26 protein-coding genes are annotated in these 25519 nt (G+C 65.3%); 13 read left to right on the forward strand and 13 right to left on the reverse strand.

The annotated features are described in order from the left end of the window. Positions 1 to 71: 71 nt before the first annotated feature. The 4 genes from BST12_RS22305 to BST12_RS22320 all read right to left on the reverse strand — a co-directional run bounded on the left by BST12_RS22305 (position 72) and on the right by BST12_RS22320 (position 5269). Positions 72 to 1715, reverse strand: a complete 1644-nt coding sequence (locus BST12_RS22305; protein ID WP_264062757.1) for a PE family protein — start codon at positions 1713 to 1715, stop codon at positions 72 to 74. Positions 1716 to 1837: 122 nt separating this feature from the next. Continuing rightward, positions 1838 to 3016, reverse strand: coding sequence for an acyl-CoA dehydrogenase family protein (locus BST12_RS22310; protein WP_083115461.1), 1179 nt, complete (start codon positions 3014 to 3016; stop codon positions 1838 to 1840). Positions 3017 to 3222: 206 nt separating this feature from the next. Next, positions 3223 to 4056, reverse strand: a complete 834-nt coding sequence (locus tag BST12_RS22315; RefSeq protein ID WP_083115438.1) for a tyrosine-protein phosphatase — start codon at positions 4054 to 4056, stop codon at positions 3223 to 3225. Between the two features lies 1 nt (position 4057). Beyond that, on the reverse strand, positions 4058 to 5269 hold the full coding sequence (locus BST12_RS22320) for an acyl-CoA dehydrogenase family protein (protein WP_139801847.1): 1212 nt from the start codon (positions 5267 to 5269) through the stop codon (positions 4058 to 4060). 196 nt (positions 5270 to 5465) lie between these two features. On the opposite strand from BST12_RS22320, the gene BST12_RS22325 reads away from it, so the two are divergent. The 4 genes from BST12_RS22325 to BST12_RS22340 are packed head-to-tail and all read left to right on the forward strand — an operon-like array spanning position 5466 to position 8829. Further along, positions 5466 to 5927 carry a nuclear transport factor 2 family protein gene (locus BST12_RS22325; RefSeq protein WP_083115462.1) on the forward strand — a complete coding sequence of 154 codons (462 nt, stop codon included), beginning with the start codon at positions 5466 to 5468 and terminating at the stop codon, positions 5925 to 5927. 45 nt (positions 5928 to 5972) lie between these two features. Then, the gene (locus BST12_RS22330) at positions 5973 to 7073 is read left to right on the forward strand and encodes a Re/Si-specific NAD(P)(+) transhydrogenase subunit alpha (RefSeq protein WP_083115440.1); all 1101 of its coding nucleotides are present in this window, start codon (positions 5973 to 5975) and stop codon (positions 7071 to 7073) included. A gap of 2 nt (positions 7074 to 7075) precedes the next feature. After that, on the forward strand, positions 7076 to 7408 hold the full coding sequence (locus tag BST12_RS22335; protein ID WP_083115441.1) for an NAD(P) transhydrogenase subunit alpha part 2: 333 nt from the start codon (positions 7076 to 7078) through the stop codon (positions 7406 to 7408). Further along, positions 7405 to 8829, forward strand: a complete 1425-nt coding sequence (locus BST12_RS22340) for an NAD(P)(+) transhydrogenase (Re/Si-specific) subunit beta (protein WP_083115442.1) — start codon at positions 7405 to 7407, stop codon at positions 8827 to 8829. The genes BST12_RS22335 and BST12_RS22340 overlap by 4 nt, the downstream gene beginning before the upstream one ends. 62 nt (positions 8830 to 8891) lie before the next feature. On the opposite strand, the gene BST12_RS31095 is transcribed toward BST12_RS22340, so the two are convergent. Next, positions 8892 to 9020: a hypothetical protein gene (locus tag BST12_RS31095; RefSeq protein ID WP_211281338.1), complete on the reverse strand. Its 129-nt coding sequence runs from the start codon at positions 9018 to 9020 to the stop codon at positions 8892 to 8894. Positions 9021 to 9143: 123 nt separating this feature from the next. On the opposite strand from BST12_RS31095, the gene BST12_RS22345 reads away from it, so the two are divergent. Further along, complete coding sequence (locus BST12_RS22345; protein ID WP_083115443.1) at positions 9144 to 9767, forward strand: TetR/AcrR family transcriptional regulator; 624 nt, start codon at positions 9144 to 9146, stop codon at positions 9765 to 9767. A gap of 13 nt (positions 9768 to 9780) precedes the next feature. Here BST12_RS22345 and BST12_RS22350 read toward each other — a convergent pair whose 3' ends face one another. The 3 genes from BST12_RS22350 to BST12_RS22360 all read right to left on the reverse strand — a co-directional run bounded on the left by BST12_RS22350 (position 9781) and on the right by BST12_RS22360 (position 13782). Then, complete coding sequence (locus BST12_RS22350; RefSeq protein ID WP_083115444.1) at positions 9781 to 11211, reverse strand: PE family protein; 1431 nt, start codon at positions 11209 to 11211, stop codon at positions 9781 to 9783. A 99-nt stretch (positions 11212 to 11310) separates the two neighbouring features. Further along, the gene (locus tag BST12_RS22355; protein WP_083115445.1) at positions 11311 to 12768 is read right to left on the reverse strand and encodes a PE family protein; all 1458 of its coding nucleotides are present in this window, start codon (positions 12766 to 12768) and stop codon (positions 11311 to 11313) included. 96 nt (positions 12769 to 12864) lie between these two features. Continuing rightward, positions 12865 to 13782 (reverse strand): alpha/beta hydrolase, encoded by a 918-nt coding sequence (locus BST12_RS22360; protein ID WP_083115446.1) that lies wholly within the window; start codon positions 13780 to 13782, stop codon positions 12865 to 12867. A gap of 91 nt (positions 13783 to 13873) precedes the next feature. Between BST12_RS22360 and BST12_RS22365 the strand changes: the two genes are divergently transcribed. The 3 genes from BST12_RS22365 to BST12_RS22375 are packed head-to-tail and all read left to right on the forward strand — an operon-like array spanning position 13874 to position 17077. Further along, on the forward strand, positions 13874 to 14962 hold the full coding sequence (locus BST12_RS22365; RefSeq protein ID WP_083115447.1) for an NAD(P)H-dependent amine dehydrogenase family protein: 1089 nt from the start codon (positions 13874 to 13876) through the stop codon (positions 14960 to 14962). An 18-nt stretch (positions 14963 to 14980) separates the two neighbouring features. After that, complete coding sequence (locus BST12_RS22370) at positions 14981 to 15721, forward strand: glucose 1-dehydrogenase (protein WP_083115448.1); 741 nt, start codon at positions 14981 to 14983, stop codon at positions 15719 to 15721. Between the two features lie 21 nt (positions 15722 to 15742). Beyond that, on the forward strand, positions 15743 to 17077 hold the full coding sequence (locus BST12_RS22375) for an FAD-binding oxidoreductase (protein WP_083115449.1): 1335 nt from the start codon (positions 15743 to 15745) through the stop codon (positions 17075 to 17077). Here BST12_RS22375 and BST12_RS22380 read toward each other — a convergent pair. From BST12_RS22380 to BST12_RS22390, 3 genes are read right to left on the reverse strand one after another with little or no spacing between them, the layout of a single operon-like run. Then, entirely contained in the window at positions 17061 to 17606 is a 546-nt protein-coding gene (locus tag BST12_RS22380) for a TetR/AcrR family transcriptional regulator (RefSeq protein WP_083115450.1), read from the reverse strand. The genes BST12_RS22375 and BST12_RS22380 overlap by 17 nt on opposite strands. Continuing rightward, entirely contained in the window at positions 17603 to 18427 is an 825-nt protein-coding gene (locus BST12_RS22385; RefSeq protein WP_083115451.1) for a thioesterase family protein, read from the reverse strand. The genes BST12_RS22380 and BST12_RS22385 overlap by 4 nt, the downstream gene beginning before the upstream one ends. Beyond that, the gene (locus BST12_RS22390; RefSeq protein ID WP_083115452.1) at positions 18427 to 19245 is read right to left on the reverse strand and encodes an SMP-30/gluconolactonase/LRE family protein; all 819 of its coding nucleotides are present in this window, start codon (positions 19243 to 19245) and stop codon (positions 18427 to 18429) included. Before BST12_RS22390 ends, BST12_RS22385 begins: the two co-directional genes overlap by 1 nt. Before the next feature lie 113 nt (positions 19246 to 19358). Here BST12_RS22390 and BST12_RS22395 point away from each other — a divergent pair, with 113 nt between their 5' ends. The 3 genes from BST12_RS22395 to BST12_RS22405 are packed head-to-tail and all read left to right on the forward strand — an operon-like array spanning position 19359 to position 22337. Beyond that, positions 19359 to 20240 carry an acyl-CoA thioesterase gene (locus tag BST12_RS22395; RefSeq protein ID WP_372511051.1) on the forward strand — a complete coding sequence of 294 codons (882 nt, stop codon included), beginning with the start codon at positions 19359 to 19361 and terminating at the stop codon, positions 20238 to 20240. 12 nt (positions 20241 to 20252) lie between these two features. Continuing rightward, the gene (locus BST12_RS22400) at positions 20253 to 21173 is read left to right on the forward strand and encodes an LLM class F420-dependent oxidoreductase (RefSeq protein WP_083115453.1); all 921 of its coding nucleotides are present in this window, start codon (positions 20253 to 20255) and stop codon (positions 21171 to 21173) included. Further along, the gene (locus tag BST12_RS22405) at positions 21174 to 22337 is read left to right on the forward strand and encodes an acyl-CoA dehydrogenase family protein (protein WP_083115454.1); all 1164 of its coding nucleotides are present in this window, start codon (positions 21174 to 21176) and stop codon (positions 22335 to 22337) included. It begins immediately after the preceding gene. On the opposite strand, the gene BST12_RS22410 is transcribed toward BST12_RS22405, so the two are convergent. Then, positions 22313 to 22978, reverse strand: a complete 666-nt coding sequence (locus BST12_RS22410) for a DUF427 domain-containing protein (RefSeq protein WP_083115455.1) — start codon at positions 22976 to 22978, stop codon at positions 22313 to 22315. The genes BST12_RS22405 and BST12_RS22410 overlap by 25 nt on opposite strands. A 3-nt stretch (positions 22979 to 22981) precedes the next feature. After that, complete coding sequence (locus BST12_RS22415; RefSeq protein ID WP_083115456.1) at positions 22982 to 23686, reverse strand: hypothetical protein; 705 nt, start codon at positions 23684 to 23686, stop codon at positions 22982 to 22984. A gap of 143 nt (positions 23687 to 23829) precedes the next feature. Between BST12_RS22415 and BST12_RS22420 the strand changes: the two genes are divergently transcribed. Beyond that, positions 23830 to 25215 (forward strand): OFA family MFS transporter, encoded by a 1386-nt coding sequence (locus BST12_RS22420; protein ID WP_083115457.1) that lies wholly within the window; start codon positions 23830 to 23832, stop codon positions 25213 to 25215. A 51-nt stretch (positions 25216 to 25266) separates the two neighbouring features. Continuing rightward, positions 25267 to 25519 (forward strand): DUF222 domain-containing protein (locus BST12_RS22425; RefSeq protein WP_139801844.1); only part of this gene is annotated, 253 nt, incomplete at its 3' end.

The following is a 25519-nucleotide window of genomic DNA, read 5'->3' on the forward strand; positions in this document are numbered from 1 at the left end:
AGATGGGTGCCTTCCGCCCGATAGGCGGTACGGCGAAATCGCCCGTGCGCGTTAGGGAATCAGGCTTTGGATTACAGGCCGAGGCTTTGCAAATCCTGAATGATTTCGGCCGTCGCTTCGACAACCGCGATGAATTCGATCATTCCGGCCAGGGCTCCCAATCCAAAGGTGGCCGCCAGCGGGAGCTCGATCGCAGCTTTCAGATTCCCCTGCAGCAGCGAGCTCACGAACAGATTGGCGTTGTATGCCGGAAGAATGGTGACCATGGCCACGGCCAGATCCGCTGTTGGAAGCAACACCGAGTAGCCGGTGGAAGCCGCGGAGGCGAGGACGCCGATGACGTTTTGCAGCGTGGGCGGCGAAGGAATGGGTGGCGGCGGCATGATCGTGTCGATATATGGCGGGAAGGCGAGCGTCGGCATGGTGGGCGGCGTGGTCAGCGCGATCGGCAGGGTCGCCATAAAGTCGTTGATTCCCTGATGGGTTCCCCGGTACAGAGCGTCGCCGATGACGTGCGGCGGGACGTCGGGGAAGAGGCCGAAGGGTGTCGGTACATTGGCGGGGCTCGTCGAATAGCCGAAGTTCGGGTCGCCGTAGCCCAGATTGACGAACACCTTCAAATCCGGCTCGATGAGTGCGGCAAGCGGATTTCCGATGACGGGGATGGCCCGCAGCGGATCCAGCAACGGTAAATGTGGGTGGCTGATCATGTAGTACGTGCTGTTCGTCGGACCTTGTGTGGGCAAAAGTGTGGCGGACGCGATCTGCTCGGGGGTGAGGCTCGGATACGTGGTGTGCACGGTCAGTATGCCGAAGATGGCATTGATGTCGGACACGATGTTCAATGGGTACCGCGGGAAATCGGCGAAACCGTCATATTCAATCGTGTAGGTCGTAATCTGATACGGATTGTCCGGAGTCGCCCCGTAGAACGGCAGCCCGACAGTGGTTATGTTAAGACCGGGTATGCGGGCAAGGATGCCGCCATTCGGATTCATCTCATTGCCGGTGAAAATGAAATTAATCATGCTGGGGTCCGGCTTATTCGGGCCCAATGAAAGGAAATGCTCTATTTCCAGCGAAGCCAGCACGGCGCTCTGTGAATAGCCGAACACAGTGACGTGGTTTCCGGCATGCAGCTCTTGCCAGATCGCCGTGTCGAGAATCTGCACGCCCTCCCGCACCGAGGTAACGAAGGGCAGCGATTTCACCCCGGTGATGGGATACAACTGCTCGGGAGTATTCAGCGGTTTCACCGCAAGGCCCGGGAACAGGTGGTGAATGTATAGGTCGGTGACACCCTTGAGGTAAGTGGGTGTCGGAATCATCATTCCGGTGCCACCCATGGCAATAGCGACCTTGTCGTTGAATACCGGCGGCACGGCGGTTGGCGACGTCGGCGTATAAAGGTCTTGTGTTACGCCCTGTACCAGGGTCGCGATATTGATGGCCTCGCTATTGATATAAAGATTGGCGGTCGCGGTCAGCCGCTGGGTCAAGTCGGCGTAGAACGAGGAAAGTTGTGCGCTGATGGCCTGGTACTCCTGGCCGAAGGCGCCGAACATATTCGCCAGGGCCGTCGAGACTTCGTCGGCGGCGGCCGCCGCGATCCCCGTCGTCGGAGCCGCCGCGGCCGCAGTCGCTTCGCTGAGCGCCGAGCCGATGCCTGCCAACTCCGTAGCCGCCGCGGACAGTAACGGTGGCTGTACGAACACGTACGACAACGCCCAATCCCTCCTGGCGACGGGCCCGGATGTTGGCCCGTCAAGCCGGTACTCGTTGGAGCCTAAAGGGATTTCGCGTTTGTGTCTGGCCTTTGGGCCGACCCCATATGTTCTTAAAAGACGCCGGCCGGCGGCGCCACTTGGGCCAAGTAGGATCCGAACATCTGGGCGGCGACGTCGTAATCGCAGTACGCGTGGGATGCCGCGGTGTGGATATCGCGCCAGTACCGTTGCATGGGGTTGTCATCGCGGATCGCGCTGCCGCCGGCGGCCTCGAACAGGCGATCAGCGGCACGTACGGCCAGCCGAGTGGCATAAGTCTGTCCGGTACGCCAAGTGACCCATTGGTCCATACCGGCGATGTCAGGGGATAGCGAACGTGCGTCCATCTCCGACCAGTGGCCGTCCAGAATCCGGGCCGCGGCATCCAATTCGTGGCTGGACTCGGCCAGCCGCATGAGCGCCGAAGATGACTCCACCACCTTTGCTCCGGTGTACGACCGAACTCGGGTCCTGATCCGGTCCCGATACAGATCGCGCAGGGCCTCGGCGGCGCCGAGGACCACAGCGGGAAACGCCAACGAATTCACCGGTGCGAACGGCAACCGATACACCGGGGCCGGGTTGGTGGCGAATCCGCTGGCCTGGCCGGTGTTCAGCAACCACATCTTCTCGTAGCGATGGTGCGGAACGAACGCGTCCTCGACCACGAGGTCCTGGCTGCCGCTACCTCTCAATCCCATTGCGAACCAAACGTCCTCGATGGAGTAGTCCTGCCGAGGCACCACCGCGAAGTGGGGCTCGGCGTCGCCGTTGGCGTTGGGCAGTGAGAAGCCCAGGATCGCCCAGCTCGCATGCTCGCATCCGCTGGAAAAGCTGAACCGACCGCTCAGCCGAATGCCGCCCTTGGTTCTGGTGGTCTTACCCACTGGCGCAACAGAAGAGCAGATCAGGGGTTCGTCCCCGCTGCCCCAGATCTCGTGCTGCAACTCCCCGCTGAAGTTCGCGATGGGGTGGCAGTGCAACATCAGCAGACCCATGGCCCACGCGGTCGACGGACACGCGCTCGCCAGTAAGCGGGTGGCTGTGCCGACTTCGGTCAGGCTGAGCTCCTGGCCGCCGTACTTGGCGGGAACCAGCGCGCTCAGATAACCGGCGGCGCGTAACTCGTCGACGTTTTCGACGGGGACGCGGCGCAGCGATTCGGTTTCGGCTGCTCGTGCGGCGATGGAAGGCAGAACCGCGCGCACCCTCTCAACAAGGTCGACGTCCTGCAATGTCTCTTCGATCATCGGGCTGGTCTCCTTCCTGCCATGTAGATACTGGGTGAGTTGCATTGCGGCGCAGCAGATTCAGCACTGCAAGGCAAGTGGCGTCCGCGCCGATCTACGGCCGCGGCAGTAAGGCTAACTACCGAAAGTGATTGAAATCTATATGCAGAAGGCCCCGTGGGTCGTCAGCGAATAACTGATGTGCACATCCGCGGCGCCGGCGGGCCTCAGACCAGCAGCGCAGCGCGTAGTCGGTCCACGTCAGCGTGGGTGACACCCGCGTCTCGCAAATAGTTCTCCAGCGATCCGTAGCTTTCGTCGATGGTCTGCCACGCCGCTGCCAGATAGTCAGCGCGAACGCCTAGTACCCCGTCGGAGAGCCGGGCCTTGGTGAACGTCAACACCTCCGGCGTCAGTTCAGTGTCGGACCGCTGCTGAATCATGTCCGAGATCCGGGTTCGCAGTTCGGGCACCGCGTCGTTGCTGCGTAGGTAGTCGGCGACGATGAGGTCGCGTTCCACGCCGACCGCCTCCAGCACGGTGGCCACCACGAAGCCGGTGCGATCCTTGCCGGCGAAACAGTGGGTGAGCACCGGGCGCCCCGCCGCCAGCAGTGTGAATACCCGATGCACGGCGCGTTGTGCGCCGTTGCGGGTGGGAAATTGGCGGTATTCGTCGGTCATATAGCGCGCGGCGGCGTCATTGATGGCTTCCTCGGACTCGTCGGCCTCGTCGGATCCGTCGCTGGTGAGGAGTCGCCGGAATGCCGTTTCGTGCGGAGCTTCATCGTCGGCGTTCGCCTCATCGTCGCCGAGGTCCGGGAACGGCAACAGGTGGATGTCGACGCCGTCGGGAACCCGTCCCGGTCCGCGCCGGGCGACCTCGCGGGCCGCCCGCAGGTCGGCGACGTCGGTGATGCCCAGCCGGCGCAAGATTGCGCGGCCGTCGTCGTCGAGACGACTCAGTTCGCTGGACCGGAACAGGCGTCCGGGTCGCAGCGCGGCGGCACCGTCGGCAACGTCACGAAAATTCCACGCGCCCGGCAAATCCCGGACCGGCATGTCAGGTGACCGCCGCCGCGAAAGCGGATTTCTCGCCGCCGATCTCGGCACGCGCGATGGTTCGCATGTGCACCTCGTCGGGTCCGTCGAAGATCCGCATGGCCCGATGCCAGCCGTACATTCGGGCCAGCGGGGTGTCCTCGCTGACGCCGGCCGCGCCGTGCACCTGGATGGCGCGGTCGATGACATCGCAGGCAACTCGGGGAGCGACGGCTTTGATCTGCGAAACCAGTACATGTGCGGCCTTGTTGCCGTGCTGGTCGATGGTCCACGCCGCCTTCTCGCAGAGCAGTCTGGCCTGGTCGATCTCGTTGCGGGACTTGGCAATTGCTTCGCGCACCACGCCCTGCTCGGCCAGTGGCCGGGCGAACGCCACCCGATTTTGTGCCCGGTGCACCAGGTGGGCCAGCGCGCGTTCGGCCCCGCCGAGTGCACGCATGCAGTGATGGATGCGGCCTGGCCCCAGCCGGGCCTGCGCGATCGCGAAGCCGCCGCCCTCCTCGCCGAGCAGGTTGGTGACCGGCACGCGGACGTTGTCGTAGGTGATCTCGCAATGGCCGGGCTGGTCTTGGTAACCGAAGACGGTCGTCGAGCGGATTACGGTCACGCCGGGCGTGTCTATCGGCACCAGCACCATGGACTGCTGTTGGTGGCTGGCCGCTTCGGGGTTGGTGCGGCCCATCACGATCAGGATTTTGCAGCGCGGGTCGGATGCACCCGAGGTCCACCACTTGCGGCCGTTGATCACATAGTCGCCGCCGTCGCGGACGATGGAGGTCTCGATGTTGCGGGCGTCGCTGCTGGCGACCGCGGGCTCGGTCATCGAGAAGGCGCTGCGGATCTCGCCGTTGAGCAACGGCTCGAGCCACTGCTTGCGTTGCTGCTCGGTGGCGAACAGATGCAGGGTTTCCATGTTGCCGGTGTCGGGCGCCGCGCAGTTGAGAGCCTCCGGCGCGAGCTCCAGGCTCCAGCCGGTGAGCTCGGCCAGCGGCGCGTATTCCAGGTTGGTCAGGCCCGACTCGGCCGGCAGGAACAGGTTCCACAGTCCGGCCGCTTTGGCCTTGGTTTTCAGTTCCTCGATAACTGGCGGCACGGTGTGGTCGTTCGGGCCGGCCTGCTTGCGGTACTTGTCGTATTCGGCCTCCGCGGGGAATACGTATTCCGTCATGAAGTCGGACAGCCGTTGGTGATAGTCGATGGCCTTGGGCGACATCGCAAAGTCCATGTCCGCCACGATAGGCGACGTCCTGTGCGGCTTCTTCTGAGGTCGGCGTCGCTGTGGCGGGGGCGCTGTGGCGGCGCGACACATACAAGAGGCACACGACACGCCGTTGCGGGTGTGCCAGGCTTATGTCTCGACGAAGCGAGTCTCGAGATGCGCCGGCCGCGCCGGGCGGACGATGAACCTCATGACCGAATCCAAGCCACCGTTCCCGCCGTTCACTCTCGAAACCGCGATACAGAAAGTGCAGGCGGCGGAGGACGCCTGGAACACCTGCGACCCCGAGCGGGTGAGCAGGGCCTACACGCTCGACTCGCACTGGCGAAACCGTGCCGAGCACATCGTCGGCAGAGACCAAATAGTGGCATTTCTTACTCGCAAGTGGCGGCGTGAACTCGATTACTCGCTGCGCAAGAGCCTCTGGGACTTCCATGACAACCGAATTGCCGTTCGGTTCCAGTACGAATGCCGTGATCACACGGGCCAGTGGTACCGCAGTTATGGCAACGAACTTTGGGAATTCACCCCGACCGGGTTAATGTCACGCCGCGAAGCAAGTATCAATGATGTGCCGATCGCCGAGACCGAGCGACGACACTTCGGACCCCGTCCAGCAACGGAGCACGGCCGGGAATTGCCCCTCTGGTAACGGCCGGTCAAGTTCCGGTCAGGTAGGAAAGTAGATGTACGCGCCATGACAGATCCGCAGACCCACGCCACCAGGGTCGGGGTGGTGGCCGAGTCCGGGCCCGACGAGCGGCGTGTTGCGCTGGTACCGAAGGCTGTTTCGTCCCTGGTCAACAGCGGGGTGGCGGTCGTGGTCGAGGCCGGCGCCGGCGAGGGGGCGCTGCTTCCCGACGAGCTGTACACCGCTGCCGGGGCCACCATCGGAGACGCGTGGGACGCCGACATCGTGGTCAAGGTCGCTCCGCCCACCAAGGACGAGGTGAGCCGGCTGCGCAGCGGGCAAACGCTGATCGGCTTCCTGGCACCGCGCAACGCCGAGAACTCGATCGGCGCGCTCAAAGCAGCCGGTGTGCAGGCCTTCGCGCTGGAGGCGATCCCGCGGATCTCGCGGGCCCAGGTGATGGATGCGCTGTCGTCACAGGCCAACGTCTCGGGCTACAAGGCCGTCTTGTTGGCGGCGTCGGAATCGACGCGGTTCTTTCCGATGCTGACGACGGCGGCCGGCACGGTGAAGCCGGCGACCGTCCTGGTGCTCGGCGTCGGAGTGGCCGGGCTGCAGGCACTGGCGACCGCCAAACGCCTGGGTGGCAGGACCACCGGATATGACGTGCGTCCGGAGGTGGCCGACCAGGTGCGTTCGGTGGGGGCGCAATGGCTGGACGTCGGGATCGACGCGGCCGGCGAAGGCGGGTACGCCCGCGAATTGACCGACGAGGAACGTGCGCAGCAGCAAGCGGCCCTCGAGAAGGCCATCAGCGGCTTCGATGTGGTGATCACCACGGCATTGGTGCCGGGACGCCCGGCGCCAAAGCTGGTGACTGCCGCAGCGGTGGAAGCCATGAAGCCAGGCAGCGTGGTGGTGGACCTGGCCGGCGAGACCGGCGGCAACTGCGAGCTCACCGAGCCGGGGCAGACCGTCGTCAAGCACGACGTGACGATCGCCTCGCCGCTGAACCTGCCCGCGACGATGCCGGAGCACGCCAGCGAGCTCTACAGCAAGAACATCACCGCGCTGCTCGACCTGCTGATCAAGGACGGCAAGTTGGCGCCGGACTTCGACGACGAGGTCATCGCCGAATCGTGCGTTACCCGCGAACAGAAAGCATAGAAATGTACGACGAACTTCTCGCCAACCTGGCGATCCTGGTGCTGTCCGGGTTCGTCGGGTTCGCGGTGATCTCCAAGGTGCCCAACACGCTGCACACTCCGCTGATGTCAGGCACCAACGCCATCCACGGCATCGTCGTACTCGGCGCGCTGGTGGTGTTCGGCACGGTCGAGCACCCCTCGCTCGCGGTGCAGATCATCCTGTTCGTTGCGACGGTGTTCGGCACGCTGAACGTGATCGGCGGCTTCATCGTCACCGACCGCATGCTGGGCATGTTCAAGGGCAAGAAGAAGGCGCTGCCTGCCGCGGCCAAATCTGAAGAGGCGGCCAAATGAACTACTTGGTGATCGGCCTCTACATCATCTCTTTCGCGCTGTTCATCTACGGCTTGATGGGCCTGACCGGGCCCAAGACCGCCGTGCGCGGCAACCTGATCGCCGCGGTGGGCATGACGCTGGCCGTCGCAGCAACCCTGATCAAAATCCGGCACACCGACCAGTGGGTGTTGATCATCGCCGGCCTGGTGGTCGGTGTCGTGTTGGGCGTGCCGCCGGCCCGGCTGACGAAGATGACCGCCATGCCGCAGCTGGTGGCGTTCTTCAACGGCGTGGGCGGCGGGACGGTCGCGCTCATCGCCCTTGCGGAGTTCATCGAGACCAGCGGCTTTTCGGCGTTCCAGCACGGCGAGTCGCCCACCGTGCACATCGTGGTGGCCTCGTTGTTCGCCGCGATCATCGGGTCGATCTCGTTTTGGGGTTCGATCATCGCATTCGGCAAGCTGCAGGAGATCATTTCCGGAGCGCCGATCGGCTTCGGCAGGGCTCAGCAGCCGATCAACGTGCTGCTGCTGGCCGGGGCCGTGGTGGCCGCGGTGGTGATCGGCCTGGACGCGCATCCCGGCAGCGGCGGAGTGTCGCTGTGGTGGATGATCGGCCTGCTGGCCGCCGCCGGCGTACTGGGCCTGATGGTGGTGCTGCCGATCGGTGGCGCCGACATGCCGGTGGTCATCTCGTTGCTGAACGCCATGACCGGCCTGTCGGCCGCGGCAGCGGGCCTCGCATTGAACAACACCGCCATGATCGTGGCCGGCATGATCGTCGGCGCATCCGGTTCGATCCTGACCAACCTGATGGCCAAGGCGATGAACCGCTCCATCCCGGCGATCGTCGCGGGTGGTTTCGGCGGTGGCGGCGTGGCGCCCAGCGGCGGTGACGCCGGCGACAAGCACGTCAAGGCCACCTCGGCCGCCGACGCCGCGATCCAGATGGCCTACGCCAACCAGGTGATCGTGGTGCCTGGCTACGGCCTGGCCGTCGCCCAGGCTCAGCACGCGGTCAAGGACATGGCTTCACTGCTCGAGGACAAGGGCGTGGCGGTGAAGTACGCCATCCACCCGGTCGCCGGCCGGATGCCCGGGCACATGAACGTGCTGCTGGCCGAGGCCGAGGTCGACTACGACGCCATGAAGGACATGGACGACATCAACGACGAGTTCGCCCGCACCGACGTCGCGATCGTCATCGGCGCCAACGACGTCACCAACCCGGCGGCCCGCAACGACGCATCCAGCCCGATCTACGGCATGCCAATCCTCAACGTGGACAAGGCAAAATCAGTGATCGTGCTGAAGCGGTCGATGAACTCCGGGTTCGCAGGCATCGACAACCCGCTGTTCTACGGGGAGGGCACCACCATGCTGTTCGGGGACGCGAAGAAATCGGTAACCGAGGTCGCCGAGGAACTCAAGGCGCTTTAGTGGCGATCGCGAGCGCGGCGGAGCCGGGCGAAGCGGGTCGACACGATCGGATTTGGCAGGGCCTAGACGGGCGGGTAGGCCGGCGGCGGGTATCCGTTGCCGTCCTCGACGCCGCGCAGACCCCACGGCACATACCTCATGAACCATTCGATCTCGTCGGAAAAGTCGTAGTCCGGGCTCGGATCCATCAGGCCACCTTTCGTTCTTCCGCGAGTCTAGTCGCACCTGCGCCGGTGCAACACCCAGCGCGCGCCTTGCCTAAACTGTCCAACCAGTTGATTGATAATCGGTCTGAGCGACGATAGTGAGTACCCATGCCATCCGAATCCGGGCTTTCGCGCCGTGAGGAGCTGTTGGCCGTCGCGACGAAGCTGTTCGCGGCGCGCGGCTATCACGGCACCCGGATGGATGACGTCGCCGATGTGATCGGGCTGAACAAGGCGACGGTCTACCACTACTACGCCAGCAAGGCCCTGATCCTGTTCGACATCTACCGCCAGGCCGCCGAGGGCACCCTGGCCGCGGTGCATGACGACCCGACCTGGACGGCCCGCGAAGCGCTGTACCAGTACACCGTCCGGCTGCTCACCGGTATCGCCGGCAATCCCGAACGGGCCGCAGTCTATTTCCAGGAGCAGCCCTACATCACCGAGTGGTTCACCACCGACCAGGTTGCCGAGGTCCGCGAGAAGGAACAGCAGGTCTACGAACACGTGCACGGCCTGATCGATCGCGGCATCGCCAGCGGGGAGTTCTACGAGTGCGACTCGCATGTGGTGGCACTCGGCTACATCGGCATGACGCTTGGCAGCTACCGCTGGCTGCGGCCGAGCGGGCGGCGGTCAGCCAAGGAGATCGCGGCCGAGTTCAGCACCGCCTTGCTGCGCGGGCTGATTCGTGACGAAGCGATCCGCACCACGTCCCCGCTGGGGCCGTAACCCAACTCGAAGCTCAGTTGATCGGCGGAATCCATCGCGTGACGGACCCGATGGCTTCGCTGAGCAACGACAGCCCCGTCACACTCGACTGGCCGAAGTTGAACATCAGGCCCGGATTCGTCGACGGAAGATACGGATACGCGGTGGGCAACGAGGACTGAGGTAGCAATCCGAGGTCGACCAAGGCGGCTTGGGGGCCTTGCACTGTCCCGTTCACCAGGGCGGAGGCCACCGCGAAGGGGTTGATCGGCGGCAACAGACTGGCCGGGGTGGGCACATCGGCGTAGCCGTACCCGTAGCCCAGGTCAACCAATACGCGTAGGTCGGGCTGAATCAGCTCGGCGATGGGCGACCCAAGCAATGGGATGGCGCGCAGGGGGCCCAGCAGCGGCAGGTTCTGGGTCAAGAACATGTAGTAGTGGGTGTTGCCGGCGTACCCCGGAGAGGTAGGCAAAGGAATGGCATTGGCAACTTCGGCCGCGGTGAATGGGTATGCGTTGTGCACCGCGTTGATGCCCAGGAAGGCGTTGAAATCCGCCAAGAAATTCAGCGGGTACTGCGGATTGTGCGCATACCCGTCGTACTGGCCGGTGTAAATGTAGGTCTGGTAAGGCGAATTCGACGGAGTGGCACCTGTGAATGACATATCCAGGAACGGGATGTACAGGCCGGCGTAGCGCTCCAGGATGCCGCCGTTGGGGTTGTTGATATCGCCGATCAACGTGAATGCCAGTCGGCTTGGATCTGGCGCTTGGCCGGCCGGTAGCGCCATCAGAGCGCGTATCTCATGCGTGGCCACCGAGGCGCTTTGCGAATAGCCGAAAACGACTACGTCATGCCCGCTTGCCAGTTGCGCATTGATTCCGTTGTTCAGCAGCGTGACACCTTGGGCAATTGACTGGTCGAGCGTCAGATTCCCGATAAACGGCCACCACTGTTCGGGCGTGTATTGGGCAATCGGATTGTTGGGCCCGAATAGCGGCCGGATGTATGCGTTGTCAATGATGGCCAAGATGCGATCGGTGAATATGGGCTGACCGGTGCCGCCCATCATCAACGTCGTTATGGGGTTCCCCGAGAGCGTCGGCATGGAAGCCGTCGTGCCGCTGGCGACGCCGGCCGCGGTGCCGCCCGACAGAATGCCGCCGGACAACAAGGCGGCAGCGGCGGTCTCGGCCTGCGTGTAGGCGGCGCCGGCGGCAGCGAGCAGTTGGGTGAATTCGCCGTGGAACGCCGTCGCCAGCTTGAGGACCTCTTGATACTCGAGCGCGTAGTCGCTGAACAGCGCCGCTGTGGCGGCCGACACCTCATCGGCGGCGGCCGCCAGCAATCCTGCCGTCGGGGCCGCGGCCGACGCGCTGGCCGCGCGGATCGCCGAGCTGATCCCGTCGATGTCTGCGGCCGCCGTCGCCAACGTCTCGGGGGCCGCCAGCACGTAGGACATCTAATCTCCTGTTCGACGCGGGGGCTCCAAAGCCTCCAAAGCATAGTGCGCGCCGGCCGGGAGACCCGGCATTTTCCAATCCTCGGACTCGCAGCTGCGTCAGTTGAGGATGGGCGGAATGATGTGCAGCACGTCGCCGAGCCCGCCGCTGAGCAGCGACAATGCGGTCACCGGGGGTTGGCTTAGGGACGGTCCGAGGTAGATGTTCAGTCCGGGGTTGAGCGAGGGAACCCACGGATAGGTGTCCGGGAACCACTCTGGCCCCCAGAATCCGGCCTCCACCCCGATCTCCACCGCGGCGGCATACGGCGCCTGCAAGGTGCCCTTGATCAGGTAATAGCCGACGTTGATCGGGTTGGGAATCGACAGCAGGCCGGCCGGAGTGGGCAGGTCCGCATAGCCGTAATCCGAGTAGCCCATGTCGACCAGCACCCGTAGTTGCGGCTGGAACAGGTCCGCTATCGGGGGGCCGGCGTACGGGATGTTCCGGATCGGCTGCAGCAGCGGCAGGTCCTGAGTCAAGAACATGTAGTACTGCGTGTTGCCGGTGTAACCGGGTGAGGTCGGCAGGTGCACCGCGTCGGTGGCCGGGAAAGTCGGGTAGTTCGGGTGCACGTAGAAGTAGCCCATGACGGCGTTGATGTCGGACAGGATGTGCAGCGGGTACTGCGGGGTGTGGGCGATGCCGTCGTACTGGGCGGTGAAGATCTGGGTCGGGTAAGGGTTGTTCGCCGGAGTCGCGCCATTGAACGGCACGTCCAGGAACGGGATGTAGAAGCCCGGGAAACGCGCCAGCAGACCACCGTTGGGGTTGTTGCCGGCCGCGGCCATGATGAAGGAAAGGTCGCCCTGGTAGGGCGAGCCGGCCGCCATGAGCGCCAGGATTTCGTTGTTGACGATCGAGGCGCTCTGCGAATAGCCGAACCCGACCACCTTGTTGCCGAGATCGACAATCTGGTGCTTGATCGCGGCGTCAAGTAACGCAACGCCTTTGGCGGTGGACTGGTTGTAAGTCATGTTGCCCAGGTCGGGAGTGACCGGCCAGAACTGCTCGGGCGTGAACAGGCCCTTGGGGATGGCCCCGGCGAAAAGCTTTTGGATGTAGTTGGTGTTGACGTCGGCGATGTAGAAGAGGTCCGGCAGCGGGTTGGCGGTGCCGCCCATGATCAGCGCGGTCGTCGCGGCAGCGATCGGACTGCCGCCCGTTGCGGCTTGGCCCAACAAAGACTGAATCGGTGCGTTCACCGCATTCGACGCGCCGGCCAGGGCCGCGCCGGCTGCGGCCTCGGCTTGGTTGTAGCTGCCGGCCGCGGCGGCCAACGCCTGGGCGAACTCGACCTCAAATGCGCCCGCCCACTTGAGCACCGCCTGGTACTCCTGGGCGTAGCCGTTGAACAATGCGGCGGTGGCGGCCGATATCTCGTCGCCGGCCGCGGCCACTAGCGAGGATGTCGGCGCGGCGGCGGCAGCATTGGCCGCGCGGAGTGCCGATGAAATTCCGTCCACATCACCGGCGGCGGAAGCCAATAGCACAGGGGCAACCAGCACCTGCGACATCTCCCCAGTCCTTCCCCGACCCGCTACCGCGGGTATTAGGTATTTACCGAGAGTAGAGCTCGCCTTGCTGGTACGTCCGGCGTTTGGGCAACCTTCTCAGGCGCCCTTGGCCGGCGCCGGTTTCAGATGTTTGTCGAGGAAGCTGATCTGGTCGGCGATCACCCGCTCGAAGGCGTCATCGAGGTAGATGTCGAAATGACCTTCGGGATATCTCTTGACTTCGCCCCGCGGAGCCTGGGCCGCATACCGCAGAGTCGGGCCGGCCGGTGCCACCGAGTCGTTCTCGCACACGCAGAACAGGATTGGGCAGGAAACCTGCTTGGCGTCGCGGCCGGGGCGGTAGATGGCGACCTGCAGCGCGATGCGCGCGGCGATCTCGTTGCGCAGCTGCGCGTCTGCCGGCACCAGGCTCAGGTAACCCGGGTACGCATCGGGTGCGGTCATGGCCGCAAGCTCGCCGGGCTTTCCGGCGGTGGCTATCAGCAACGGGGGCCTTCCCGCCCTCGCGCCGACGAGATCGCGCACCGCCGCCGCGGTGAGGCGGGCGACCGTCACCGGGTTGATGGCACGCAGTGACGCGATGCCGTCGGTGAAGGGGCACTGCGCGATGGCGGCGGCAATGCCCGGCACTCGGGCGGCGGTGGTGATCACGTGGCCGCCACCAAAAGAGGTGCCCCACACGGCAATTCGGCTGTGATCTATGCCGGGCAGCGTGTGTGCGTAGGCGACGGCGGCGGCCCAGTCGGCCAGCTGCATCCGGATGTCGAGCAGTTGGCGCGGCTCGCCCTCGCTGTCGCCGAAATTGCGGTAATCGAACACCAGGCAGGCATAGCCGGCTGCGCTGAACCGTTCGGCGTAGGCATCCAACCGCATGGTGCGCACCGCCCCGAGGCCGTGCGCCATCACCAGCAACGGCACGTCGTCCTCGCCGGTGGGCCGGTAAAGCCAGGCGCTGATCCGGTTGCTACCCGACGCCGGGCCGGAGCTGAACGAAACGTCCGCACGCTGTGCCATATCGCCAATTCTGCCTGCCCGGCTGGCCTCGCAAATTGTGGACTAGTGTCTAGAAACGTTGCAGCGTTGCACACCGGGACGGAGAACACCCATGGCGATCCGCGTCGCTCATGTCGGCACCGGAAATGTCGGGCGACTGGCCCTTATTGAACTCCTCACCAATCCCGCGTTCGAATTGACCGGTCTGTGCGTGTCCACGCCGGAAAAGGTCGGCCGCGATGCCGGCGAGCTGTGCGGGGTGGACGTAATCACCGGCGTCAAGGCGGTGAACGACCTTGATGCCGTCCTGGCGACCCGGCCCGAATGCGTCGTGTACTGCGCGATGGGCGACACCCGGCTGCCCGACGCGATGCGCGACGTCATGCGCATTCTGGCGGCCGGTGTCAACGTGGTGGGGTCCTCGCCCGGACTGCTGCAATACCCCTGGGGCGTCATGCCGGAGAAGTACATTGCGCGGGTGGAAGACGCTGCCCAACAGGGCAATTCGAGTATTTTCGTCAACGGCGTGGATCCGGGGTTCATCAACGACCTGATTCCGTTCGCGCTGGCCGGTACCTGTCAGCGCATCGAACGGGTGCGCTGTATGGAGATCGCCGACTACGCGTCCTACGACGGCGCAGAGGTCATGTCCTACATGGGGTTCGGCAGGCCGTTGGACGAGGTGCCGATGTTGTTGCAACCGGGCGTGTTGACCTTCGCCTGGGGGACGGCGATCCGTCAGTTGGCGGCCGGACTGGGCATCGACGTCGACGAGATCACCCAGTCGATTCAACGTGAACCGGCACCGGAAGACTTCGACATCGCGGTGGGACCCGTGGCCAAGGGCACCCAAGCCGCCCTGCAGTTCGAGATCCGCGGCATGCTCAACGGGCGGCCGGCCATCGTCATCGAGCACATCACCCGGCTGCGCCCCGACCTGAGGCCGGACTGGCCGCAGCCCGCCGTCGGCGGCGGCTCCTACCGAGTCGAGATCACCGGCGAGCCGTCCTACGCGGTGGACATCGTGCCGAGCAGCCGCAAGGGCGACCACAACCACGCGGCGATCGTCGGCGCGGCGGGCCGGATAGTCAACGCCATACCGGCGGTGATCGCCGCGCCGCCGGGCATCAGAACCACGCTGGACCTGCCGCTGGTCACCGGGAGAGGCCTATACGCGCCAAACGATTTGGTGACCACCTAACCGAAAGGAGCGCGCTGCATGGGCCGGGTAGCCGGGAAAGTTGCACTGATCAGCGGCGGTGCCCGCGGGATGGGCGCCGAACACGCACGCCAGCTGGTGGCCGAAGGCGCCAAGGTGGTGATCGGTGACATTCTCGACGAGGAGGGCGAAGCCCTTGCCCGTGAAATCGGTGGCGCGGCGCGCTATGTGCACCTGGACGTGACGCAGCTCGAGCAGTGGGAAGCCGCGGTAGCGACGGCCACCGGCGAGTTCGGCAAGCTCGACGTGCTGGTGAACAACGCCGGCATCGTCGCCGCCGGACCGCTGCGGGAGTTCCGGATGGACAAGTGGCAGAAGGTGATTGACGTCAACCTGACCGGGACCTTCCTGGGCATGCGGGTGGCCGTCGACCCGATGACCGAGGCCGGCGGCGGGTCGATCATCAACGTGTCCTCGATCGAGGGCATCCGTGGCGCGCCGATGGTGCATCCGTACGTGGCGTCGAAGTGGGCGGTTCGCGGCATCACCAAGTCGGCGGCGTTGGAGTTGGCGCCGCTGAACATCCGGGTGAACTCGCTGCATCCCGGCTTCATCCGCACCCCGATGACCGCGCACCTGCCCGAGGACATGGTCACCATTCCGCTGGGCCGCCCCGCCGAAGCGCGGGAGGTGTCCACCTTCGTGGTTTTCCTGGCCAGCGATGACGCGTCGTATGCGACCGGCAGTGAGTTCATCATGGACGGCGGGCTGGTAACCGACGTGCCGCACAAGCAGTTCTAAGGCGGTGCTATAACCGCGAACATGCTGCGCAGTCTGGCGGATGTGGTCGGTTCGAACCACGTCGTCACCGACGCCGATGTGCTGGCCGCCCGCAGCATCGACCACACCGGCCGCTATCGGGGGCGGGCCAGCGCGCTGGTGCGCCCCGGTACCGCGGATCAGGTTGCGCAGGTGTTGCGGGTATGCCGCGACGCGGGGGCGTTCGTCACCGTGCAAGGCGGGCGCACGTCGCTGGTGGCCGGCACGGTACCGGAGCACGACGACGTGCTGCTGTCCACCGAAAGGCTATGTGCGGTAAGCGATGTCGATCGTGTCGAACGGCGGGTCGCGGTGGACGCGGGTGCCACCTTGGCTGCCGTGCAGCACGCGGCTGCCGTGGCCGGCCTGCTGTTCGGGGTGGACTTGTCGGCCCGCGACAGTGCGACCGTCGGCGGCATGGCGTCGACAAACGCCGGCGGATTGCGCACGGTGCGCTACGGCAACATGGCCGAACAGGTCGTCGGGCTGGATGTGGCGCTGCCCGACGGTTCGCTGCTGCACCGGCACAGCCCGGTGCGACGCGACAACACCGGCTATGACCTGCCGGCGCTGTTCGTCGGCGCCGAAGGCACCCTCGGTGTCATCACCGCGCTGGATCTGCGGCTGCACCGGGCGCCGTCGCACCGGGTGACGGCGGTGTGCGGCTTCGCCGATCTCTCGGCGCTGGTCGAGGCCGGCCGGGTGTTCCGCGACGTCGATGGCATTGCCGCGCTGGAGTTGGTCGACGGCCGGGCAGCGTTGTTGACCGGAGAGCGGCCGGTGCCGGGTGACTGGCTGCTGTTGGTGGAACTTGCCGCCGATCACGATCAGACCGAACGGCTAGCGGAGCTGCTCGACGGTGTGGACTTGTGCGGGGAGCCCGCAGTGGGGGTGGATGTTGCTGCGCAGCAACGGCTTTGGCGGGTGCGTGAATCGCTGGCCGAGACGCTGGGCCGCTATGGTCCGCCGCTGAAGTTCGACATCTCCCTGCCGCTGGCTGGTATCGCCGAATTCGCCAGGGACGCAGTCGAATTGGTGCTGGCGCACGTCGCCGACGCGCTGCCGGTGCTGTTCGGCCACGTCGGCGAGGGCAACCTGCACCTCAACGTGTTGCGTTTCCCGCTGGAGCGGGAGGCGAATTTATACCCGCAGATGATGGCATTGATCGCCGGCTACGGCGGCAACGTCAGCTCCGAGCACGGCGTCGGCACTCTGAAACGGCCTTACCTGGGCATGTCCCGGGATCCGGCCGACATTGCCGCGATGCGGACAATCAAGGCGGCGCTGGATCCGACGGGGTTCCTCAATGCCGCGGTGCTGTTCAGTCCGTCCCCTTGATCCCGACCGCGTGGCGCAACTGGGCCAGGAACTGCTCGGCGTCGTCGCTGCGAACCACGTAGTGCGAGATGGCGATTCGGATCACCGTTGCCGCTTTGACCGCGGCATTGGGGCCCGGCAGTAGCCGCTGCAGGCCCTCGCGCATCTCCGGGATGGCTCCGGACATCTGCGCCAGGACATGTTCGGGTTCGATGTCGACCATCCGCACGCCCGAGTACGAGTACTGGTAGTCGACGATGAACCGCAACGCCGCATCGAGCCGGTCCACACCCTTGAGGCCAGCGGTTGCCTTCGCCAGTCCGATTTCGAAGACCTGGCGCTCGTAGCTCGAAAACGCCGACAGCAACTCCTCTTTGGAGGCAAACCAGCGGTAGAGCGTGGGGCGGGACACGCCGGCCTGGGTGGCGACCTCGGAGAGGCTGAGCTTGGTCTTGCCGCTGCGGGCCAACACCTCCGCCGTGGCCCCGAGGATCCGCCGGCGAGTCGAGGTGTCGTCGGCTGCGTCTGTCGCCTGCGCCGGTTGGCTCATGTCTGTCTCCCCGGACGGGGGCGCACCAGCACGGATTGCTGGATGGCGCCCACCGCCCCCTGCTCGTCGTAAAGCGTGCCAACCGTCGCCCCGATGCCGTCGGGACCGTAGCTGGTTTCTGCTCGAATACCGATCCAATCACCTTCGGGAATGCGGAACACGTGCACGGCCAGGTCGGTGTTGAGGAAGGTCCACTTGGTGATGTCCAGCTTGCTGCCGATGCCGTTGGCGCAATCGGCCACCGCGAACAGCCGTTCCAGCTGCGTCATTCTCTCGCCGCTGACCAGGTCGACGGTCGGCTTGATCCAGGATTCGCCCGGACCCGGGGTCAGCGGTTCGGTGAGCCAGAGCCACTCGAGGCTGTGCACGTAGTTGCGGTCCCACATTCGGGCTTTGAGGTTGCGGTCACGCGCCTCGGCCAGGGGCCGCGGTGGTGGCGCGGCAGCGTGGGCGATGGCCTCGGTGTCCAGCTGCTGCAACCGCCAGCCGCTGGCCCGGGCCACCGGCCGTGGTTGCCCGTCGGGACCCAGCGCCAGCATCTCGGCGGCCACCAGCTCGATCTGTTTGCCGCCGCGTTCCAATCGCGGGCCCACCCAGAGGTCACCCTCGACGGGCACCGGCCCCAATAGGTCGATCACCACCCGGCTGAGCCGGGTGTCGTCGCGCCGCTCGCACCGTTCCAGGGCGCGGACCAGCAGCGCCGACACCGGCCCACCGTGTTGTATCGCGGCCGACCAGGTGCCGCGGGCCAGGTCGGTGGCCCGGAACTTCTCGCCGCGTGCGTCGGCGTCATCGATCAGTTCGTAATAGGAGTCCGTCATTACGGCAGCCCCGCGCCCGGGGCTTCGACGAGCACGGCGTCCAGCCGGGAGAGCTTGGTGCCGATCAGGCGCTTGGGGTAGGCGTCGGTGCTGGACAGCAGGAACAACGTGCGGCGCTCGGGGCCGCCCAGCGTGCAGGCGATGGCGACCCGGTCACCCATGTCGATCCGGTCGGTGACTTCGCCGCCCTCGGTGATCCGCTCGAACTGGTGGGCCAGCGTCATCGACGTCCACACGCCGCCTTCGGCATCCAGCGCGATGCCGTCGGGCGGGCCGTCCAGGCCGTCGGCGAAGACCCGGCGATCGGCGAGCGCGCCGTCGTCCTCGATGGTGAAGGCGGTCAGCCGGCGGGCCATGGACTCGGCGACGATCAAGGTCCGGCGATCCGGTGTGATCGCCATCCCGTTGGGAAAGTCGAGGTCCTCGGCGACCACGGCGGCGGTGTCGTCGGGATCGAGGCGGATGATCACGCCGCCGCTGAATGCCTGGGAGCCGATGTAGGCGCGCCCGGCGTGGTCGATGACCATGTCACCGAGATTGGCCGGTGCCAGCGTCTGCAGGTTGGCTATGGTGACCACGCTCTCGCCGTCGTAGCGCAGCACCAGCCGGTCTTCGGCCGAGGCGATCAGCAGCGACCCGTCGGGCCGAAAGCCCAGACCGGACGGGGAGTGGCCGGGCAGCGGGAGGGTGGTCAGCGAGCCGCGCATGTCCGAGGTGTGCACGGCTTCGCCGAGCATGTCGGAGAACCACAGCAGTCCCTCGAACCAGCGCGGACCCTCGCCGAAGCAGAAGTCGTCGGCCAATGGCGTCGGGGTCATTGTGCCTTTACAAATCACCGCAAAAGTGTCACGCATTTCGGGCGTTGCTGTCAACGCGGGCGCGGTTGCGCTCTCGCTTTACAAATCTTGTGCAAAATGTCACGCTGGGCCGTGTGACCACGGAATCTGAGCAGGCCCAGTGGTCTGTCGAGGGCCTACTCGAACTATTCGAAGTGCGCGCCGACGGGCCCGATCGGTTCACCGCCGGCACCGGTCTGGCGGGTCAGGACGAGCGGCAGGTCGTGGAGGGCACGCAGGTTCTGGCGCAGGCGATTGTCGCGGTGGCTCAGCGATTCCAGGGCAAGTCGGTGCGCTCGGCGCACGCGGTATTCTCCCGCGCCGTCACCGTCGGGCCGCCGGTGGAGTTCGTGATCGATGTGGTGCACGAGGGGCGGTCGACCGCCACGGCTGTCGTCGGCGTGCAGCAGAACGGGCGGCGCTGTCTGAGTGTGACGGTGCTGGCCGACGTGCCGTCGGGTGATGTGATCCGCCATCACCTGCCGCGCCCCGATGTTGCCCCGCCTGAGGAGGCTCACCCGTCGGAGATGCCGATGCGCGGCCGCGAGCTGCGGCTCGTCGACGTGGTCGACGTCAACAGCCCCGACGAGGTGGGCCCGCCGGAGTTGTACGCGTGGCTGCATTACGACCCCATTCCCGTCCGTGCCGACTTGGGCAAGGCGCTGCTGGCATATTTCACTGGGCACCTTGGGATTTCGACCACGATGCGGGCACATGCCGGCATCGGTACCAGCCAGGCTCATCTGACGGTGTCCACCGCGCCGATGACGATCTCGGTCGCCTTCCACGAGCCGGTGCGCTGGGACGGGTGGCTGCTCTACACGCACGAGAGCACTCAGGTAGGCGCCGGCATGTCGTATGTGCGCGGCACGGTGCACACGCAAGAGGGCGAGCTGCTGGCATCGTTTGCCCAGGAGGCGCTGATCCGGCCACTGCGCACCACCGACTCGGCGATCGACGCCCGGTCGCGGTTCTAAGTCCCAAATGCCATGCGCTTCACCATAACTCACCCGATGCACACCCATCCGTACAACCCGGAACTGGTGAGTGGATCCGGCATAGCGACGGTGGCAGCCGCGGCCGAGGCGGCCGGGTTCGACGGGTTCGGCTTCACCGACCATCCGGCCCCGTCGCAGCGCTGGCTGGACGCCGGCGGGCATGACGCGCTGGATCCCTTTGTGGCGCTGGGCTTTGCGGCGGCACGAACCACATCTTTGCGGTTGATTCCCAATATCGTGGTGCTGCCCTATCGAAACCCGTTCGTGGTGGCCAAGTCCGGCGCGACATTGGATTTGCTGTCCGGTGGGCGCTTCACCCTTGCGGTGGGTGTGGGTTACCTCAAGCGGGAATTCGCCGCGCTGGGGGTCGACTATGACGAGCGTGCCGAGTTGTTCGAGGAAGCGTTGGCGGTCATTCGGGCGGTGTGGACCACCGACGACATGACTTATGAGGGAAGGCATTTCAGCGCCCACGGGATCACTGCCCACCCGCTGCCCGTTTCGCGGCCGCATCCGCCGATTTGGATAGGGGGCAACACGGGCGCCGCGCGCCAGCGGGTCGCTGACCACGGCGACGGCTGGTGCCCGTTCCCCGCACCGGCTGGTCTGGCGCGCACTGCGGGCACTGCCGTCATCGATTCGGTGGATGGTCTGGTGGCGGGCATCGACGACTTGCGAGGGCGATGTGACGCGGCCGGCAAGGACTGGTCGGGCATCGACATCACCTTCACCAACTTCGAGGGCGGCAGCCCGGCCGGCGACGCATTCAATGCGGACGCCTATCTTTCCGGTCTGGAAAAGCTTGCGGCGGTTGGGGTTACCTGGGTGCAGGTCAGCCTCGCAGGTGACAGCCTGGCGCACGCGCTGGAGAGCATCGACCGGTTCCGGGCATCGGTATTGGACGTTATCTAAATGGACTTCGCACGGGTCGAAATTTCTGCCGAGGACAAGGAATTCCTCGAACAGACCCGTGCGTTCGTGACCGAACATGTCACCGACGAGGTGCGCCGCCGGGATCGGGAGTTCGGTGAGAACTTCGACGAGGGCGTGCATGTGGCGCTGGGCTCGGCCGGATATCTGGCCGGGGATTGGAAACTCGAGTCCGAGGGCGGGTTCGATGCCGTGCGCCGGCGCATCTTCGCCCTGGAGATCGCCCGGGCCCACACGCCCTGGTATCACTGGGGGACCACGTCTATGGTGGCGCGCCTGGTAGAGCAGTTCGCGGCTGCGGAGTTGGCGAGTGCGGTGCTGCCCGGCGTGTTGTCCGGAGAGATCCGGCTGTGCCTGGGGTATACCGAGCCCGATGGCGGCTCCGATGTGGCCACCTGCAAGACGCGGGCGGTACGGGACGGCTCGGCGTGGATTATCAACGGCGCCAAGATGTTCACCTCTAATGCGCAGAACGCGCAGTATGTATTTCTGCTCACCAACACCGATCCGCAAGGGCGCAAACACCGGAACCTGACCATGTTCCTGGTGCCGCTGGATTCGGCGGGCATCGCGATACAGCCCATCCGGACGCTGGACGGCGACCGCACCAACATCGTCTACTACAGCGACGTGCGCGTCGACGATCTCTACCGGATCGGCGAGGTGAACGACGGCTGGACGGTGATGCGCGCCGCGCTGGATGCCGAGCACGGCCTCGTCGACGCGGAAGACGATGGCCTGCGCGACATTGCGGCGATGTCCGGTCACGGCATGTTGATGGCTGAGGCGGTGGACGCGGTTGCCGGGCTGGCGGGGGAGGTTGCTGACGAGTCGGTCAAGTACCGGCTGGGGCGCAGCGTCGCGCGGATGGAGGCGGCGCTGTCGACTCCCGGGATGTTCGGCAGGGTAGCGATAGGGCAGACAATGCGCGATATCTCCGGGGAATTGATGGATATCGTTGGGCCGCAGTCCGCTTTGCCTACCGATGCCGCCGGTTCCGTCGGAGCAGGCGCGGCGGAATACCTCTTCCGGCTGGCGCTGCCGATGGGGATCTACGGCGGCACCCTGGAGGTTTTCCGCAACATGATCGCCCAGCACGCGCTCGGGTTGGGACGCCCCAGCTATGGCAGCTCGCTCTGCACCTGAACGCGCTCGGTGACGAAGCTCAAAAACCCTTTGATTGCAAAACTTTCCGGTAGCGGATCATCGTAGCTCCAGGCGATGTCTTCGTTTCCTGTGACGGTCGCAGACCAGTATGTCGCTACGCCTTTGTAGTTGCAGTAACTTTCGGTGTCGCTACGTCTCAACAGGTCGGTGCGCACGTGCGCGGGGTTTACATAAAGCCGTGGCGCCAAGGCGGTTTCGAATACGATGACGGTGTCGTCGGTATCGACCAGCACTGTGGTGCCGACGCTGACCCGTAGCCGCCGCTTGGTCGGGCGACAGTCCACGCGGTGATACGGGTTGGGTGGGTAGTGCACGAGTTTGCGCCCTTCCTCGAACCAGGTGTCCACGGCATCCCACGGCACCCGGACGTATCCGGGCGCGTCTGGCTCCGGCTCGGCCGGTAAGCCGGCGACCGTGCCGTCCGGAAATACATAGCTGAGTGGCTGGTTTCGTCGGTGTACCAGCAGCGCCCGTTCGGTGTCGATCATCAGCCGGCCGTCCCGAAAGGCCTGGATGCGGCGCGGATGCGGCTCGATATAGACCACGTCGTCCGGTATCGCGGGAGTGAACCATCCGGCGGGATCGCTGCTGAGCGGACCGCGTCCGGCTACCAAACTCATGTGTCACAACACCTTTCGTAGGGCGGCCGCGGTTTCCAGGTCGGCGAGTGCCGCAACCGCCAGCCGCAACCCCGCCAGCGCGATGTCCTCGGTCTGCATGCCGCCCAGTCCGGCGGTGATCGTAGCGGCGACGTATGTGTAGGCGGCGGCTTGTCGGTAGCGCAGCCAAAGGTGTTCGTGCTCAAGGTCGGGACCGCCGCAAGCGGCCAGGGCGCGCCGATAGATGTCCAGTAACTCGCGCTGGCAGTCTTGCCGGTCCCCGGTGGTCATGCTGGTGACGAGCGTGTAGGCGACGTCGCGCATGGGGTGCGTCGGCACCCCGGTGTCCAGCTGGGGCGACAACTGCCGGTAGAACCGGATTTCAGTCTCGCCCAGCCGGCCCAGCTCGCCGATCAGTCGCGTCGCCGTCGTCAGCGCTGTCATTTTGACGAATGCCGAATCGGGCACGCCGTCGCCGCGCAGCGCCAGCCGGGCGCGGGTTGTGGTGCCGCTGGTATCGCCGATGATTTCCACTGGCGACACCGTGCGGCCCATTATTCGCGACAGTGTGGCCGCGTCGAGATCCTGGATTCGGCGGGGAAACGCTCTGGCGCCGCGCAGGGCGGCATCGGTTGCGACTCGTCGCAGGCCACGCCCCAGATGTGTGGTCAAGCGAGTCAGCGTGACGGCACGGCTAGCGAGCTGCTCTGACACCGGCCCCCTCTGCATTACAAATTATCGAAATAGTGTAAAGCAGCTGGAGTTCGTAAAAAAGGGTTCCTACCGCTACTATTGCAGTCGCAATTAATTGATCACACCGGCGTGAGCGCAATAGTCGTCAACCTCCACTGATTCGAAGGGGTTCGGCACGCATGAATGCGCCAGCGCAAGCGAGCTACCAGGATGTGGTAGACGGGAACGGCCGGGTGTATCGCATCGGGGAGACCGATCGCGACATCTTGGGGCGCTCCCGCGTGTGGATGGTATGGCTTCCGTGGATTTCGATGATGGCCATCAGCTCATCCGAATATGCCTTTACCTCGGCGCGGGACACGCTGTCGGCAGCACACGGCTGGCGTGGCGCGCACATTTTCTGGCTGCTGGGGGTGTGGGTCCTCTTCCAGGCCGCAGTGGCGTTCCCGGCGGGCCGGCTGCGTGAAAGCGGACGGTTGCCGGCTCGTACGGCGATGATGCTCGGCGCTGTTGGGGCGCTATCGGGATACCTATCGCTGGCGTACGCCCCGCACGTCGCCCTGGCGTATGTGGGCTTCGGGTTGTTCGGCGGCGGCGGAGCCGGTCTGGTCTATGCCACTTGCATCACCATGGTCGGCAAGTGGTACCCCGAACGCAAGGGCGGCAAAACGGGCTTTGTCGACAGCGGATTCGCTTACGGGTCAATGCCTTTCATCTTTCTATTTGCGAACTATCTCGACTTGGGCAATTACCGGGGCGTCCTGCTGGTGGTCGGGATTTTCCTGGCCGGATCCGTTGCGCTGAGCGGCGTCTTCTTCAAAGACCCGCCGAAGAACTGGTGGCCACCGCACATCGATCCGCTCGGGGTAACCGACGACGCGCGGATAGGCCGTTCGCTGCGCAAGAATCCACCGGCGGTCACCCAGTACACGCCCATGGAGGCGATTAAGACGGGCATCCTGCCGCTGATGTGGGTCGTCCTCCTGTGCACCGCGGGCATCAACATTTTCGGGATCGCCATGCAGGTGCCCTTCGGCAAGGACGTCGGTTTTGCCGGTGGCGTCGTAGCGCTTGCCATGAGCCTCAACGCGTTCATCAACGGCACCGGACGCGGGGTGATCGGTTGGATCTCGGACCGCTATGGGCGCCGCGAGACGCTGGTCTTCGTGTGCGTGGTGCTTGGGCTGGCCCAGTACGCGGTCTACCTTGCCGGCTCCATGGACAATCTGCCGCTGTTCCTTCTGGCGTCGATGGTCTCCGGCTTCGGCGGCGGGGCGGTTTATCCGCTGTTTGCGGCGATGACCGCTGACTACTTTGGTGAGAACAACAATGCCGCCAACTACGGCCTGGTCTACAGCTCGAAGATGGTTTCCGGATTGATCGGTGCCGGCCTGGGTTCGGTGCTGGTCGATACCTGGGGGTATCGCGCGGCGTTCTGCATCGCCGGAACCGTCGGTCTCTGCGCTGCGGTTCTGTCGGTCTTCCTGCGACGGCCTGATCTGCCGCAGCCGGGACGCGCGGTTGTGCTTCCTCGCATTATGTGGCCGACGCGCACGGCGACCTAGGCATTTGGCGTAGTTGTGGGCGTGTCAGTGGGCACGGTTACACTCGCACGTATGTTCGAATCGTTGCTGGAGCTGGGTCCGGCCGCGTTGGTGGCCGAGGTGGAGGCGACCTATCGGCAGGAGTCGATGTTGGTGGCGCGGCGGATGGCGGCGGTGGCGGCGTTGTTGCGGGATCGGGTGGCTGCGGCCGAGCGGGTTGGGGGCCGGGTGGAGCATGCCGAGATCGATGGGTTTGACCAGACCAGGGCCGAGGTGGCTGCGGCGATGAATCTGTCGCCGCTGGCGGCCAGCTATCTGGTGTCTG

The organism is Mycobacterium angelicum (assembly GCF_002086155.1).
GTDB lineage: Bacteria > Actinomycetota > Actinomycetes > Mycobacteriales > Mycobacteriaceae > Mycobacterium > Mycobacterium angelicum.